General features: G+C 44.1%; 15 protein-coding genes. 3 read left to right on the top strand and 12 right to left on the bottom strand.

Features of this window, described 5'->3' with window-relative positions; translation table 11 throughout:
• Positions 1-26 precede the first annotated feature (26 nt).
• From cysW to L5M18_RS07205, 9 genes are all read right to left on the bottom strand, one after another.
• Positions 27-878 carry a sulfate ABC transporter permease subunit CysW gene (cysW, locus tag L5M18_RS07245; RefSeq protein WP_198572436.1) on the bottom strand — a complete coding sequence of 284 codons (852 nt, stop codon included), beginning with the start codon at positions 876-878 and terminating at the stop codon, positions 27-29.
• A 4-nt stretch (positions 879-882) separates the two neighbouring features.
• Complete coding sequence (cysT, locus tag L5M18_RS07240) at positions 883-1,707, bottom strand: sulfate ABC transporter permease subunit CysT (RefSeq protein ID WP_263141424.1); 825 nt, start codon at positions 1,705-1,707, stop codon at positions 883-885.
• A gap of 68 nt (positions 1,708-1,775) precedes the next feature.
• On the bottom strand, positions 1,776-2,789 hold the full coding sequence (locus L5M18_RS07235; RefSeq protein WP_263162503.1) for a sulfate ABC transporter substrate-binding protein: 1,014 nt from the start codon (positions 2,787-2,789) through the stop codon (positions 1,776-1,778).
• An 88-nt stretch (positions 2,790-2,877) separates the two neighbouring features.
• The gene (locus L5M18_RS07230) at positions 2,878-3,051 is read right to left on the bottom strand and encodes a YezD family protein (RefSeq protein WP_011790691.1); all 174 of its coding nucleotides are present in this window, start codon (positions 3,049-3,051) and stop codon (positions 2,878-2,880) included.
• Positions 3,052-3,120: 69 nt separating this feature from the next.
• Positions 3,121-3,771 (bottom strand): alpha/beta hydrolase, encoded by a 651-nt coding sequence (locus tag L5M18_RS07225; RefSeq protein ID WP_263162501.1) that lies wholly within the window; start codon positions 3,769-3,771, stop codon positions 3,121-3,123.
• A 259-nt stretch (positions 3,772-4,030) separates the two neighbouring features.
• Positions 4,031-5,533, bottom strand: coding sequence for a DUF3300 domain-containing protein (locus tag L5M18_RS07220; protein WP_263196391.1), 1,503 nt, complete (start codon positions 5,531-5,533; stop codon positions 4,031-4,033).
• A 148-nt stretch (positions 5,534-5,681) separates the two neighbouring features.
• Positions 5,682-7,046 (bottom strand): ATP-binding protein, encoded by a 1,365-nt coding sequence (locus L5M18_RS07215; RefSeq protein WP_263196390.1) that lies wholly within the window; start codon positions 7,044-7,046, stop codon positions 5,682-5,684.
• A complete protein-coding gene (locus tag L5M18_RS07210) occupies positions 7,039-7,734 on the bottom strand; it encodes a response regulator transcription factor (RefSeq protein ID WP_105250672.1) in 696 nt (231 codons plus the stop codon). Before L5M18_RS07210 ends, L5M18_RS07215 begins: the two co-directional genes overlap by 8 nt.
• A gap of 2 nt (positions 7,735-7,736) precedes the next feature.
• Complete coding sequence (locus tag L5M18_RS07205) at positions 7,737-8,039, bottom strand: PepSY domain-containing protein (RefSeq protein WP_105250671.1); 303 nt, start codon at positions 8,037-8,039, stop codon at positions 7,737-7,739.
• Between the two features lie 367 nt (positions 8,040-8,406).
• Here L5M18_RS07205 and L5M18_RS07200 point away from each other — a divergent pair, with 367 nt between their 5' ends.
• Complete coding sequence (locus L5M18_RS07200) at positions 8,407-9,354, top strand: choice-of-anchor H family protein (protein WP_263196388.1); 948 nt, start codon at positions 8,407-8,409, stop codon at positions 9,352-9,354.
• An 80-nt stretch (positions 9,355-9,434) separates the two neighbouring features.
• The gene (locus tag L5M18_RS07195; protein WP_113940228.1) at positions 9,435-9,908 is read left to right on the top strand and encodes a peroxiredoxin; all 474 of its coding nucleotides are present in this window, start codon (positions 9,435-9,437) and stop codon (positions 9,906-9,908) included.
• Between the two features lie 71 nt (positions 9,909-9,979).
• On the opposite strand, the gene L5M18_RS07190 is transcribed toward L5M18_RS07195, so the two are convergent.
• The 3 genes from L5M18_RS07190 to L5M18_RS07180 form a co-directional block, all read right to left on the bottom strand.
• Entirely contained in the window at positions 9,980-10,369 is a 390-nt protein-coding gene (locus L5M18_RS07190; RefSeq protein WP_105250668.1) for a YgiW/YdeI family stress tolerance OB fold protein, read from the bottom strand.
• A 154-nt stretch (positions 10,370-10,523) separates the two neighbouring features.
• The gene (locus L5M18_RS07185) at positions 10,524-11,789 is read right to left on the bottom strand and encodes a sensor histidine kinase (RefSeq protein WP_263182170.1); all 1,266 of its coding nucleotides are present in this window, start codon (positions 11,787-11,789) and stop codon (positions 10,524-10,526) included.
• On the bottom strand, positions 11,761-12,429 hold the full coding sequence (locus tag L5M18_RS07180) for a response regulator transcription factor (RefSeq protein ID WP_263196386.1): 669 nt from the start codon (positions 12,427-12,429) through the stop codon (positions 11,761-11,763). The genes L5M18_RS07185 and L5M18_RS07180 overlap by 29 nt, the downstream gene beginning before the upstream one ends.
• 86 nt (positions 12,430-12,515) lie before the next feature.
• On the opposite strand from L5M18_RS07180, the gene L5M18_RS07175 reads away from it, so the two are divergent.
• Complete coding sequence (locus tag L5M18_RS07175; protein ID WP_263196384.1) at positions 12,516-13,808, top strand: DUF5666 domain-containing protein; 1,293 nt, start codon at positions 12,516-12,518, stop codon at positions 13,806-13,808.
• Positions 13,809-13,815: the final 7 nt, after the last annotated feature.

The raw sequence follows: 13,815 nt of genomic DNA, 5'->3' as shown, positions 1-13,815 counted from the left end.
ATGCTCTGTTCCCAAGGACGTTGCGTTTAGTTAATTTGATGTTTGCGCTCATCTTTCCACTCCACAAGGCTTTTCAGCACTATAGTGACCAGTGCTAAACCTGTGAGCAGGGATGACACGGCAAACGCGGCCGTAAACATGTATTCGTTATAAAGCACTTCTATGTGTAGCGGCATAGTATTGGTCTCACCGCGAATGCGCCCAGAGACCACTGCTACCGCCCCAAACTCGCCCATAGCACGGGCATTACACAGGATCACGCCGTAGAGTAAGCCCCACTTAATGTTAGGCAGTGTGACGTACCAAAAGGTCTTTAAACCACTGGCACCTAGGGTGAGTGAGGCCTCTTCTTCATCTTTGCCCTGTTGTTGCATCAGTGGGATGAGTTCACGGGCAATAAAGGGTAAAGTGCCGAACATGATGACAATGACTATGCCCGGAACGGCAAAAATCACTTTTAAATCATGGGCAGCAAGCCAAGGGCCAAACCAGCCTTGGGCACCGAAGAGGATCACAAAAATCAGCCCGACCACTACGGGTGAAATGGCGAAGGGCATATCGATTATCGAGATCAGTATGGTTTTGCCTCTAAACTCAAATTTAGCAATGGCCCAAGCGATGGCGACACCAAAAATAGCATTAGTGGGTACAACAATAATTAACACTAACAAGGTGAGGCGAATGGAAGCGAGCGCATCGGGATCGGTCACGGCTTGCCACCAGACCTTGAGACCCGCTTCGAAGGCGCCGTAGAGCACAACCGCTAATGGCAAAACCAGAAACAGTGCGAGAAAGCTTAATGCGATCCCGATTAAACTCCACTTTATCCAAGGTGCCTCAGTGGTAGCGTGATGATTTACAGTCGATATTTGACCCATAGACTTAACCTCTTTTACTCGCCCACCACTGTAGGCTATTAATTAATAACAATAAGAGGAAAGCTGCTGCGAGCATGACCACGCCGATAGCCGCTGCGCCGTTATAGTCATATTGCTCAGCTTTGGACACTATCAGTAGCGGAGTAATTTCGGTGCGATAGGGCAAATTGCCCGAGATAAAAATGACGGAACCATATTCGCCCACTGCACGTGCAAAGGCTAAGGCATAACCCGTTAATAATGCAGGTAATATCGCAGGTAGGATTACTCTTCTTATGGTGGTTAATCGATTAGCACCGAGGGATGCTGAGGCTTCTTCAAGTTCCTTTGAAAAGTCAGCCAAAACCGGTTGCACTGTTCGTACGACAAAGGGCAATCCAATGTAAGTTAAGGCGATTACAACACCAATTTGACTGTAGGCGACTTTAATGCCCCATAAGTGTAAATATTGACCTACCCACCCGGTAGTCGAATAAAGCGTTACGAGCGCGATACCTGCGACAGCCGTCGGTAAGGCAAAAGGCAGATCGACTAAAGCATCGACGACTTTTTTACCAAAAAATTGATAACGTACTAACACCCAAGCGACGAGAGTCCCAAAAATGGCATTAATGCTGGCGCCAATAAAAGACGCCGTAAATGACAGCTTGTATGAGGCTACAACCTGAGGATGACTAATTGCGACCCAAAAGTCAGCCCAACTCATTTGCAGCGTAAACAGAACTAATCCGGCTACAGGAATAAGAAATAGCAAACTTAAATATAAAACTGAGAAGCCTAAGGTAATACCAAATCCAGGTAGCACAGATTTTATGACAACCTTGCTCATATCATTATTCCGTCGCGAGATAAGTGAAACCAATGGGCGGTTTCGTATGAGTGAAACCGCGTAAAAGATTACTTGCTAATCTTGGTTAAAATAGAATCGAATTGACCACCATCATTAAAATGCGTTTTTTGTGCTTTGTTCCAGCCACCAAAAACTTCATCAATGGTAAAGAGCGTCAGTTGTGGAAATTTGTCTTTGTATTGCAACGCAACGTCTGGGTTTGTCGGGCGATAAAAGTGTTTTGCTGCTAGGTGTTGTGCTTCATCAGTATAGAGATGTGCTAGGTAAGCTTCTGCTAACTTACGTGTCCCTTTGCGATCGACATTTTTATCTACCACTGTCACTGGTGGCTCGGCAAGAATACTGACACTTGGAACAATGATTTCAAATTCACCTTTTCCTAACTGCTCAACAGATAATATGGCTTCATTTTCCCAAGCGATGAACACATCGCCAATTTTACGCTGTACAAAGGTATTGGTTGCGCCACGGGCGCCAGAGTCCAGCACAGGTACGTTTTTATAAATCTGAGTGACAAACTCTAACGCTTTTTCTTCTGAGCCGTATTGCTTCAGTGCATAACCCCAAGCGGCGAGATAGTTCCAGCGCGCCCCGCCTGAAGTCTTAGGATTTGGGGTAATGACCTCTACACCTTCTCGAACTAAGTCATTCCAGTCATGGATATTTTTGGGATTTCCCTTGCGAACCAATAGCACTATGGTCGAGGTATAGGGCGAGCTATTGTGTGGCAGGCGACTTTGCCAATTTTCAGGAATTAAATCCGCTTTTTGCCTTAATGCATCAACGTCATAGGCCAGTGCCAGAGTGACAACATCCGCTTCTAATCCATCAATAACTGAGCGAGCTTGCGAGCCTGAACCACCATGAGATTGACGTATGGTTGGGGCTTTATGGCCCTGTTTTTGCCAATATTGGCTAAAGAGTTGGTTATATTCCCGATAGAATTCACGGGTTGGATCATAGGAAACATTCAATAGCGTATCTTCAGCGAGTGCGAGAAAACTAGCAGAGGCCAAAACTAAGGTGAGTGTTGCTTTTTGTAGGTGAGATAAAATATTCATACCGAAATCCTCATATTATTTAATAAGGCTTCCGGTTGACCGGTCAGCGATGTGGTCTAACTGTGTTGATTGGGTGGTAAATTTCGTTTTATTTCGACGGCGTAACTTGGTCTAAACGAATTTTTTCTTTCTTTTCTAATTGCACTAATTTCCCATGGTGAAAGGTTAATTCCACTGTCCCAAACTCAATTCTACCCAGTAGTTTTTCTAAACTATTGACGAGCAAGGGGATCACGGTTTGTAGATCTTCTTTGGTTGCCATATAAGTCCTCATGTAAGTGGTTTTTGACAACGTAATTGGAATTATAATCAAATATTGATAACTAAAAAGTTACATTTTGCGATTTGATATTCTTTTATGTAATAAGTGTGTCTTTTGTGTGTTTGAGTTTACGAGATCGTTAGACTGGCTCTGAGTTGCACTTTCTATTTGATAGATAAGATTACCAATAAGCACATCAATGAGGGGCCACTGTCCATGTCCGGAATCGACATTAATGTGGCCACTTAACCCTAAGTTGATTGTTGGGAATCCCAATTTTTTTGCCAGTTTTGCAGCTTGATTAAAGGGCATCCAAGGATCGTTTTCACTGGCAATGACAAGCCCTGCGACACCTAAGGGATGTTTTGGCAACAAGTGTTTGATCGTTTGATTGCCATCGTGTTCAGGCAGAATGTGTCCATTCTCAGAAAATCGTGCTGGTGATGCTGGCGCGACTAAAATAGCTGCTGCTACCCGCTGTGGATGATGAGCGATGGCAAGGCTTGTCGCTAAACAGCCAAAACTGTGGGCGAGGATGAGGATTTCACCTTCGATTTGATCGATTGCGCGGCAAATGGCATTGGCCCAGATATGAATCTTAGGCTCCAATAGTGGTAAGTCATTGACCCATATAGCTGATTCATATTTTTGTGCAATCCAACTTTGCCAATGTAAAGGGCCGCTACCACCAAACCCTGGCACAATTAATAAGGTTGCCATATTTTATCCTCCAAGATGTGAGTTTATAAGAGAGCCAAATGACGACCGGATGAAGCCAGTTTGACTCGCACTCTGACTATATCTACAAATTTGGTTATTAAAATTGTTATTTGTAGTCCATTTTGGAATATGAGATATATTTAGGATATTAACTCTGGAGGAAGTTGCCTTTGTGAGGTGATGTTACAGATAAATAATCCATAAAAATGCCCAGTAAGAGGGTGAGTCTTCTGGGCACTCGTTTTCAGTTTATATCTTGTTATTCCCTATGACGGCGTTCTTGGCTTTGAGTTGATCGACCTTGGTTATGTTCTACCGAGCGAGCGGTTTGCGCATTTTGGCGTGGCTCACTTTGTCTCACTCTCACTTCTTCGCGTTGTCTAGGCGCCGCTTGTCTTGGTTGTTCAATCCGTTGTGGCTCTGTACGTCTTGTTTCAGGCCGTGGCGTTTCAACTCTTGGGGTCATAGTTCTTGGTTTTTCTTGCCTTTGTGACTGTGCCCTTTGTTGATCGATATTACGCGGTTGTGACTCCCGAGTTTGATATTGCCTTTGCTGAGACTCCTTCGATGGCATTGGTTTTGACTGCACGGGTCTTGATTGCGCGTCATTACGCTCCTTGTGAGTCGGCGTTTGTACCATAGTCGCAGATCGACGTTCCTTTAACTCGGCTTGCGTTTTCTGATAACTCGGCGTGCGGTTATCACGTTCACGGCTGACGTTGTGATAGTCTTTATTATCACGACTTTTATTGCCCTGATTACTCATATTACCCAGATTACTATGGGTATCTTGGCGTTCTTTAGACTTCGAATATTGGCTATTGAAGTGCTGTTTACTGCCGCTTGAGTGTGAATCTCTGCCGCGATATTTATCATCATGGTAATAGCGTTGTTTTACCACTGGATTGTGATAACTCACACCGCGTCTATGTTCGGGTTTATGTTTCCAAGGTTGTGCGCCATGGCTAACACTGTATCTTTCCCGTGGGCGATATCGGTGTGAATGGCGATAGTCGATCACCACCACTTTATGGTTGTGCCAGTGGAACGAACTGAAGAAGTAGTTAAAGGAAATATGGATGCCCGGTGACCAGTAGAAATGGTTATGACTCGGACGATAGGGATAGCCAGCATAGCCGCCAAATTCCCAATATACAGGAGGATAAGCCACACCCCAACGCCATGTGCCGTAAACCACGCGTGGATCGTAATAGGGGACGTAGACGATTTCTCGCTTAGCGGGTTCTATGATGATCTGATTGTTGGCGCGTGTAATTGCCATGTTATCCATGTCTGCTAAGCTATTCGCTTTATCAGCCTGTTGTCTTAGGGACTGAATGCTGTTCATCACTTGGCCTTCATCTTCTAAGAAGGCTTCACCGAGTCTTTGAGTCCATTCGAGATCTTCACTCATTTTTTGCAGCAGCGTCGGGAAGGCCAGCAAGGCTTTGACGCTCGGGTCCCAGTCCTGATCTTCGGCTTGCGACATAATTTGGTCGATCGATGATTTGGGGCGCTGGGTTAACCAACGCTGTGCCTGCACTATTTCGAGTGGATAAGTTGAGGCAATAAGTATGTGGGTCAATAAGCTATCGGGATACAGGGCAATAGGCGCCAGCATTTGTTCGAGTTCGGCTTGGCTTGCCGCTGTGCTCGATCCTTGGCTCGCAGATATGCCCGCAGCCTGTGCTGTGGTAGTGAAAGGCAAGGCCACTAATGCCGCCGTTAACACTAGCCAATTCCATCGATGTAGTCTGTTCATGGTTTGCTCCAATAATCCTGTTCGAGGATGTTATGGGCATATTAGGCGTGTGAATATGAACATAAGCTGAAAGTGTTTTGCGGTTAAATATTTATTTATAGCCAAGTTTTAAGAGACGTAATAAATCTATCACATTGAAAATAAAGACTTAAACTGAGTGTGCAAAGCTGATGCTAAATTTGGCACCACCTAAGGTTTCTGAGCGAGAGACAGAAATTCTGCCGTTATAGCTGTCGACTAAATCGCGCACGATAGCAAGCCCAATACCATTACCTTGAAGGTAGGAGTCTGCGCGAATACCACGTTCAAAGATTTGATTTTGCAGGGCTTCACTGATCCCTGGGCCATCATCTTCGATACAGATTAGCAGTTGATAGGCATCGCCTGTGACCGTTAATGTCACCGTAGACTTCGCGGCTTTACAGGCGTTGTCGAGTAAATTGCCTAGAATTTCAGTCAGATCTGCTTTATCCCCCTTGAATACTGCGTGTTCTACCATCTCGCCGCTGAGATTGATTTGTGGCTCTCGATAAATTTTAGCTAATGTGCGTAATAACTTAGCGGCGACTTCATCGACACGAATACCTAAATGCCACGAGGCCGCCGCTGCGGTTTGGGCGCGTTTTAGCTGGTGGCCAATGATCCTGCTGATCACTGATACTTGCTCACTGGAGGATTCGCTTAAGTCGGCCTGACTCTTGATCACCGCCAGTGGTGTTTTGAGGCTATGGGCTAGGTCGGCCAAGGCATTACGATAGCGTTTTCGTTGGGTTTGTTCGGTATTGAGCAAAATATTAAGCTGCCGAGCAACCGCTTGTAATTCAGTGGGGTACTGGCTACTTAGCTGCATCGACTTACCTTGCTCGACGGAATGTAGCTCTTGGGTAAAGCGTGCTAAAGGCCGCAACGTCCACAGTAACCAACTCAATTGAAACACTAACATGACTAACATTAAGATCAGCAGCCAAGTCCAAAGCTGTTGATTAAACTGATCAATTTGCTGCTGAAATTCTCGCTCGTCTTTAATAATGTGGATTGTCACAGGCACGTTTTGATTTTGGCTGGCAAAACTGACACTAAAGCTATAAATCAAATGGAGTTGATCGGCGAGCTCGATTTGCTCAAATGCGCTTTGACCCGTGGCTGGGATGGTAAAATGTGGCGGTGGCGTAATCCCCATAAAAGATTGCGAATGCCACACTATATCTTGTTTGCCGCTGGCGTCTTCAGTGGTTGCAATGGCATACAGCCCTGATTGAATGAGGTTAAAACGATTCTCTAACACTAACTCTGGGATGGAGATTTGTTTGTTTTCGACTTCAGTCACCGCGAGAATCGAATAGACATAGGCACTGAGTTCATTCTTGGTTGCGCTTTTAACTTGTTCGGTAAAGGCATCGTTTAAGGCAACGCCGATCAAAGGCAATAACACTAAGATAAATAATAGCGCGCTGGCAACTAAGCGTGCTTTTAGGGAGTTCAGCACTTGCCACGCCATGGCGCGTTTACTCATCGGCTGCTTGCCCAGACGTTAACGCTTTTAGGCGATAACCTTGGCCGCGCAGAGTTTCAATTAAGTTGTATTGATTATCTGGGTCGAGTTTTTTGCGTAACCGGCGGATAAAGACTTCGATGACGTTAGAATCTAAATCAAAATCCTGATCGTAAATATGCTCTGTGAGTACAGTTTTTGATTTGACTTCGCCTTGATGCAACATAAAAAATTCGAATAACTTGTATTCAGAACCACTGAGATTAACCAGTTCTTCGCCTTTACGTACTTCTAGGCTGCTGGTGTTAAGGCTAAAGGGGCCGTTGTAGATCAGGGGGCTGGCCTTGCCGGCGGAGCGACGGATCAGGGCTTTTAGTCGTGCGATGAGTTCTTGGGGATGGAAAGGCTTCGTCAGATAGTCGTCGGCACCGGCATCGAGTCCTTCAACCTTATCTTGCCAACTGTCCCTTGCGGTTAAAATCAGGATAGGAAAGTCGCGTTTTTGTTCACGCACGCTACGGATCAAGGCGATACCATCGAGTTTAGGTAAACCGACATCGATAATTGCTGCATCATAGTTGTATTCGAGCGCTTGAAATAAGCCTTCTTCACCATCACTCGCCACATCGATACTGTAATGGGCATCGAGGAGATGTTGCTTTAAGTTAGTCTGTAGTTCTATATCATCTTCAACTAGTAACAATCGCATCGTTAGTTCCTCGAGACTCGGCCCGTTGCGGCATCTACTGAAACAGAAAATACTTGGCCATCATTATTGAGGATTTTAATACGATATCCCGATCCGCTGGATTGTACGCTCAATACTTTGCCTTGAAATTGTCGTTGCGCCATTGCCACCGCTTGATCAGGGCTATTGACCGCTAGACGGCGCTGCTCATTCTTCGCACCTTGGTTACGAGGCTGATTGCGATCATCATGTCTATCATTGCCTGCTATGCAACCAAAGGAGGCTGATAAGCAAGTGATTAGGGCCAAGGTCAAACCAAGTTTCATATCGGGTACCCGCAATGTTCAGCGATCTTAAGTTAATGAGTGAGATGGATAACTTATCGAGTCGACTAAGAATACCTCATCACCTTAACAAACACATAGAGATCAGCCAATTGGTTGGCACAATTCCTTCAAAATTAACTCTGACAGTTATTTTGTTATTCGTGACAGAACTGAAGTTCTGTTGGCGAGTCTATCTCTATGCTCGCGCTTGTATCGTTTAAGTTTTGTGAGTGTTACCCATTCCAGATGAACTCGGGCTGAACGTATCTTCTGGCTGAGAACAGTGGGCGTTGATGTTCAGCTTATGTTCACCTTCATTGCACTTTAATAGCTCCAATTTGAACGGGTTATCCATAGGATATTCAAGATGAACACACTCAATAAGCAAGATATGGCAGCCACAGTTAATATTAAGCTGTTTATGGCAACGGCTATTGCTGCGCTGTTTTTAGCGTCCCCTGCCGCTAGCGCTCAGCCCCGCGAACTGGAGTCATCGCAAAGCTTAACGCCATTTACTGCCGCCAGTGTTGGTATTGCCAAAAAAGCAGAAAATAGCGAGCAAGCTGCTGAGCAGGAACAACAAGCTTTAGCTTTGTTACAACAAGCCGCGCCCGCAAAAAATGTCACTGAAGTCGCCGCTGCAGCCGTGAAATCCTTGGCGCCAGCAGCCTTATCATCCAAAGCGCAGACGACAAACCGAGTGCAACTTATGGGCGCCTCGCCGATGACGCGTGAGCAAGTAACAGCGAAACATGCGAGCCAAGGGATTCCGAGTTCGAGTGCGACCAGTGAAGATCCCTACCGCGCACCTGTGTATCACAGCTTTTCGATTTTTGATGCCAGCAGTCGTTTGTTTGAAGACTTTGACTACGATGGTTTTTATCAAACGTTTAGCGTGACCTTCGACGTTGATGTCAATGGTGCATATCTTAATGAAAGAGCTGATTTATTTGCCGAGCTTTATCTCAGTCGTGATGGTGGCCCTTGGGTGCATTATTACACCACAGACGTATTTACCATTTACGGCGATTCGACACAGGACGATTACGAAGTGTTGACCACGCTCTACACGGGTTATGCGACGGATCACTATGATGTGTTGATTGATGTGTATGAAGTGGGTTACAGCGATATTGTTGCGACCATTAGCGCCGATGAGACCGATAGTTTGTATGCGCTGCCATTGGAGAGTAGCGATCGAGACAGAGAGCCCGACATTATTGTTGTTGAGGAAAGTGGCGGCGCCTTCTCAGTATTAGGTTTGTTATGTCTTAGTTTGTGTGCGGGGCTGCGGTTGAATCGAACTCGAGTCTAATCGCCCTTATTTCTCTCGGTGTTTATCTGCGGTAAATAGGGCTAGTATGGATGAGTTATTTTAACTAAATGGAGAAAGACATGATTGCTCAAGGTCAAACATTACCTGCTGCCACATTAGGTCAACTGACTAAAGATGGCATGGTGAATCACCAAGTTACCGAATTGTTCGCGGGTAAAAAAGTCGTATTGTTTGCAGTGCCAGGTGCTTTTACTCCAACGTGTTCTGAAGCGCATTTACCTGGCTATGTGGTATTAGCCGATCAATTTAAAGCGAAAGGCGTGGATTTGATTGCCTGTGTTGCTGTGAACGATGCCTTTGTGATGAAAGCGTGGGGCGAAGCACAAAATGCCTCTGAATTAATGATGTTAGCCGATGGCGATGCCAGCTTTACTAAAGCCTTAGGTTTAGAGATGGATACTGCCGGTTTTGGTGGCGTGCGTTCACAACGTTATGCCATGATCATCGATAACGGTGTAGTGACTCTACTGAATGTAGAAGAGCCAAAGGCTTTTGAAGCCAGTAAAGCTGAAGTTGTTTTGGCTGCTATCTAAGCGTATTTAAGACATGAAGTTTGGATGTGACCAAAGCCAGCCATTCATTGGCTGGCTTTAACTAAATCAATTTATTGTACGATTTGAATGTTGTCTGCATCTATGGTCACTTCAGACCAATCTTTATCCACTTCACCACGAATAATGACCTGAGTCTCAGGTGTTACTGTGTTGCCGCGCCATAAATCATCATCAATTTCGACCTTAATATCACCCGTAGCGTCACGGAAAATATAATCATCGTGTCCAATGGAAGAAATGATATGGCCCGTTAACTCAATTTGGGCGTCATCACTGGCATTGAGCGCGCTCACCACATCATGAATCACTTGTCTTGCGCTCGGCCCTTGGAAGCCACCCTGTATTTGAGGTTCACCCGTTGTAGGTTGAAAGCCTGCTTGGCTGGTCATAGTCGTGAATGAAAGTGCCATTGCGAAAACGGTAAGAGTCATTTTATTCATCTGTTTGTCCTTTCTATGGTTTTATGTAACTCAGCCTCAATGGCTATTACAGTGTTGCGAGCATAGTGCCAAGACAAGCGTGAAGCGGTTGTGAAGATTGGGTTTGCAACTCAGAATTTGCTAAAACGAGGTCATTTATCCAAGCTAACTTCAGTTAATGGGCATTATCTATAAACTGAACATAAGCCTGATAGCTAGCACCATCGTTTTGGGTTGAAAATGCCCAGCCCATTCGCTCGCAAATACGTTCAATAATAATTAATCCGCAGCCATAGCCTGATGTATCAGTACTTTGAGTGCTTAGTGGATTCAGTATCCATAATTGGTTGCTTTGCATCGTAATTTCAATGTTTCCGGCACTGTAATTGAAAGCATTTTTAATTAAATTACCTATCACTATGTCAATAAAGCTCAGTGGCGCCTTGATGCTCAAGCAATCTTTAAGCGTTAAGCTGTAGGTGATTTCTTGCTTGGCAAAGTGCTGCGCCAATTCAGCTAAAATGTGTTCAAGGCGTGGTGCTAAATCAATTTGGCTGTAGTGCTGGGATTCAATGTCTTCTTTTCCGAGAAGTAAAAAGGCCTCGGTGAGCGTTTTCATTTGATGCCCTGCGTAATCAATACGTGTAATGGCTTTTTTGACCATTAATTGTTGAGCCTCGGTTGTCGCATTGGGGATTTTTTTGAGCAATTCTACCGAACCTTGGATCACCATAATGGGCGTGCGTAGTTCATGGGAGGCAAAACGGCTAAATTCTTGTTCCCGAGTGAAGTAGGCGGCAATTTTAGCTTTGTTGCTTAATAGGGTTTGCTCAATCTGGCGGGTTTCACGGTATGAAGTACTCGGTGTTGATGTTGGTCTTTTTGGTGATAGTTGATTGATTTTATTTTCAATCTCAGCAAGTGGACTGGATAGCAGACGTACAAAATACAATCCATACGCCATGATAAACAGGAGCAAACCGATCCCCATAATAGAGATCAAAATGTGCATTCTATCTTCATAGCTATCAAGGAAATCGTCCGCGTCATCCTTATAAACCACATACAACAGCCCTTGCCCAGAAGGATGAGCGGATATTAAAAAGTGTTTATCTTCGTCACCCAGTTGATGTTCGTAAAATCCGGTATTTTGATAAGGTTGCAGCCAAGCTGGTACAAACTCTTTGCTCCAATATGTTTTCAATTCATTGATATCGGGGAGCTGTGCTTTATCACCAAACCTTTGATAATTCTTTAGATATTCGCGAGTCTCTGTGGCCAGCGTTTGCTCGAGGCTAATCTTCTCAATTTGTTCTTCGGCGATATAAATGAGGCTCCAAAAAATGGCAAACATCAAGCTAGTTAATACTAAAAAAGTGAGGCGGATTTTTTTATATAAACTCGGAAAATGCTCAGGGGATAAGTCGGTAACCTTGGCCATGGATAGTCTCTAATTTTGAGTCTGAAAAACCTTTATCGAGTGCACTGCGTAAGCTGTATATGTGGCTGCGAAGTGAATCACTCGAAGGAGCATCATCTCCCCATACTGTATCTACCAATTGCTCTTTACTCACGATAGCGGGCGCATGTTTTAGTAACAGTGAAAGAATGGTGCGCTGAATTTTACTGAGCTTAATTTCTTTACCAGCACGAGTAACTTGATGGGTTTGCAAATTTAAACTGATATCACTGAAGCGCAAAGTACCCACATCTAAACGTGGGCCACGATTATGCAGTGAATGCAGTCGTAAGCATAATTCTTCCATCGCGAAAGGTTTATTTAAAAAATCATCCCCACCTGATGTAAAAGAATCAATTTTATCCTGCAAACTATCTTTGGCGGTTAAAAATATAATCGGTGTATTACAATAAATTTCTTCACGCAGTTTTTTGACCGTATTAATACCGTCTAATTTGGGCATCATAATATCCATTATGATGACATCGTAATGGTTTTGTTGAATTAAATTGATTGCACTTTCCCCGTGATATGCACAGTCGGCAATAATCCCCTCTAGGGTTAAATAATCCATGATTGTTTCAATAACATCATGATTATCATCAACAATTAATACTTTCATCGGTTAATTCATTTCTTCACATTTGCTTGACGATCTTCATACTAAGATGCCCAGCACTGATTTAACAAGACAAAATAGGGAAGAAAATGAATAAACTCTTAGTTTGTATTACGGCCATTTTGCTGGCAGGTTGCGGTGGTAATGATTCATCAACAGATACCTCTAAACCCGATCCTATCGTTCCACAACCTACGTTACCCGCAAAAATTAACGGTACAGTAACAAATATTGCTTCTGACAATAATTCGATTACGGTCAATGGATATAACGTCAATATCGCTAATGCTAAGATTCACTATGGTCAACAGCCGTTAGAGGTTAATGCCATTCAAATGGGGATGAGGGTCAAAATTGATAATGAAGGCCAACAGGCTAAAAATGTCATATTAGATCCAAGCCTTGTGGGTGAAATCAGTTCCGTTAATCAAAATACTATTGCCGTTAATGGGATTAATTTAGTCGTTAAACCAGCGGACGCGACCCTGTATAAAGTAGGCGATTGGGTGGCGGTAAATGGTTATCCAACGGTAATGGGAGAATGGCAGGTTAATTCTATAAACCTTATCCCCAATTTTGCGTTTGCTGAAATCGAGGGACGTGTCTCTGGATTAAACAAGGCCACGCAACAATTCAATATCGGTTCGGCAGTGATTAATTATGCCAACGCACGTTTAGAAGGCAGCTTACAGGAAGGCTCATGGGTCGAAGTGGAAGGCCAGCAAAGTGGTGCTTCATTTTTGGCCTCTGAAGTCGAGGTGGAAGATACGGCGTCTTTTAACGATATGGAGCTAGAAGGGACTATTACTTGGGTCAACCAAGATAAAACGCAGTTTGAGCTTAATGCCCGTACTCGACTCTATGTCACTACAAATACTCAATTTGAAGATGGCAAGCAAGCTAACTTGGTTGAAGGCAAGTTAGTCGATGTAGATATTCAATCTATGCCGCAGGGTTTATGGGCCAGAGAAGTTGAATTTGAAACATCACATGATAATGGTGGAATACCTCCAACCTTAGGTAAAAAGTTCGAGCTAGAAGGTCTGGCGACACTGACTACCAATAATCAGCTACAAATTAATGGATTTACATTTGATATTGATGCCAGAACTCAATTCGATGACGGTTTAACCTTAGCGACACTTGACCAAAAATGGATTCAAATAGAAGGTGTTGAACTCGCAGACAACCAGTGGTTAGTGAAAGAAGTTGATCTTGAAGTGCGAAGCAATGAGCTTGATTTGTCGGGTTTAGTGATGCAAAAGACCTTGTGGGGCTATCAAGCGACTGATGCTTCATTAACGCCATTTGAAGGCAAATGGGTTGATGTCGAATGTCAGTTCGATGGCTCTAATATCCACAATTGTCGAAGCGACGATTAAACACAAA

The organism is Shewanella sp. SM20, from assembly GCF_025654545.1.
Lineage (GTDB): Bacteria > Pseudomonadota > Gammaproteobacteria > Enterobacterales > Shewanellaceae > Shewanella > Shewanella oncorhynchi.
Note: the sequence above shows the minus strand (reverse complement) of the source record. Positions and strands in the feature narration are given on the sequence as shown.

What these genes read in the sequence shown, in the direction of transcription:
- cysW (WP_198572436.1), bottom strand. Translation starts at nt 878, where the DNA reads ATGGGTCAAATATCGACTGTAAATCATCACGCTACCACTGAGGCACCT.
- cysT (WP_263141424.1), bottom strand. Translation starts at nt 1,707, where the DNA reads ATGAGCAAGGTTGTCATAAAATCTGTGCTACCTGGATTTGGTATTACC.
- L5M18_RS07235 (WP_263162503.1), bottom strand. Translation starts at nt 2,789, where the DNA reads ATGAATATTTTATCTCACCTACAAAAAGCAACACTCACCTTAGTTTTG.
- L5M18_RS07230 (WP_011790691.1), bottom strand. Translation starts at nt 3,051, where the DNA reads ATGGCAACCAAAGAAGATCTACAAACCGTGATCCCCTTGCTCGTCAAT.
- L5M18_RS07225 (WP_263162501.1), bottom strand. Translation starts at nt 3,771, where the DNA reads ATGGCAACCTTATTAATTGTGCCAGGGTTTGGTGGTAGCGGCCCTTTA.
- L5M18_RS07220 (WP_263196391.1), bottom strand. Translation starts at nt 5,533, where the DNA reads ATGAACAGACTACATCGATGGAATTGGCTAGTGTTAACGGCGGCATTA.
- L5M18_RS07215 (WP_263196390.1), bottom strand. Translation starts at nt 7,046, where the DNA reads ATGAGTAAACGCGCCATGGCGTGGCAAGTGCTGAACTCCCTAAAAGCA.
- L5M18_RS07210 (WP_105250672.1), bottom strand. Translation starts at nt 7,734, where the DNA reads ATGCGATTGTTACTAGTTGAAGATGATATAGAACTACAGACTAACTTA.
- L5M18_RS07205 (WP_105250671.1), bottom strand. Translation starts at nt 8,039, where the DNA reads ATGAAACTTGGTTTGACCTTGGCCCTAATCACTTGCTTATCAGCCTCC.
- L5M18_RS07200 (WP_263196388.1), top strand. Translation starts at nt 8,407, where the DNA reads ATGAACACACTCAATAAGCAAGATATGGCAGCCACAGTTAATATTAAG.
- L5M18_RS07195 (WP_113940228.1), top strand. Translation starts at nt 9,435, where the DNA reads ATGATTGCTCAAGGTCAAACATTACCTGCTGCCACATTAGGTCAACTG.
- L5M18_RS07190 (WP_105250668.1), bottom strand. Translation starts at nt 10,369, where the DNA reads ATGAATAAAATGACTCTTACCGTTTTCGCAATGGCACTTTCATTCACG.
- L5M18_RS07185 (WP_263182170.1), bottom strand. Translation starts at nt 11,789, where the DNA reads ATGGCCAAGGTTACCGACTTATCCCCTGAGCATTTTCCGAGTTTATAT.
- L5M18_RS07180 (WP_263196386.1), bottom strand. Translation starts at nt 12,429, where the DNA reads ATGAAAGTATTAATTGTTGATGATAATCATGATGTTATTGAAACAATC.
- L5M18_RS07175 (WP_263196384.1), top strand. Translation starts at nt 12,516, where the DNA reads ATGAATAAACTCTTAGTTTGTATTACGGCCATTTTGCTGGCAGGTTGC.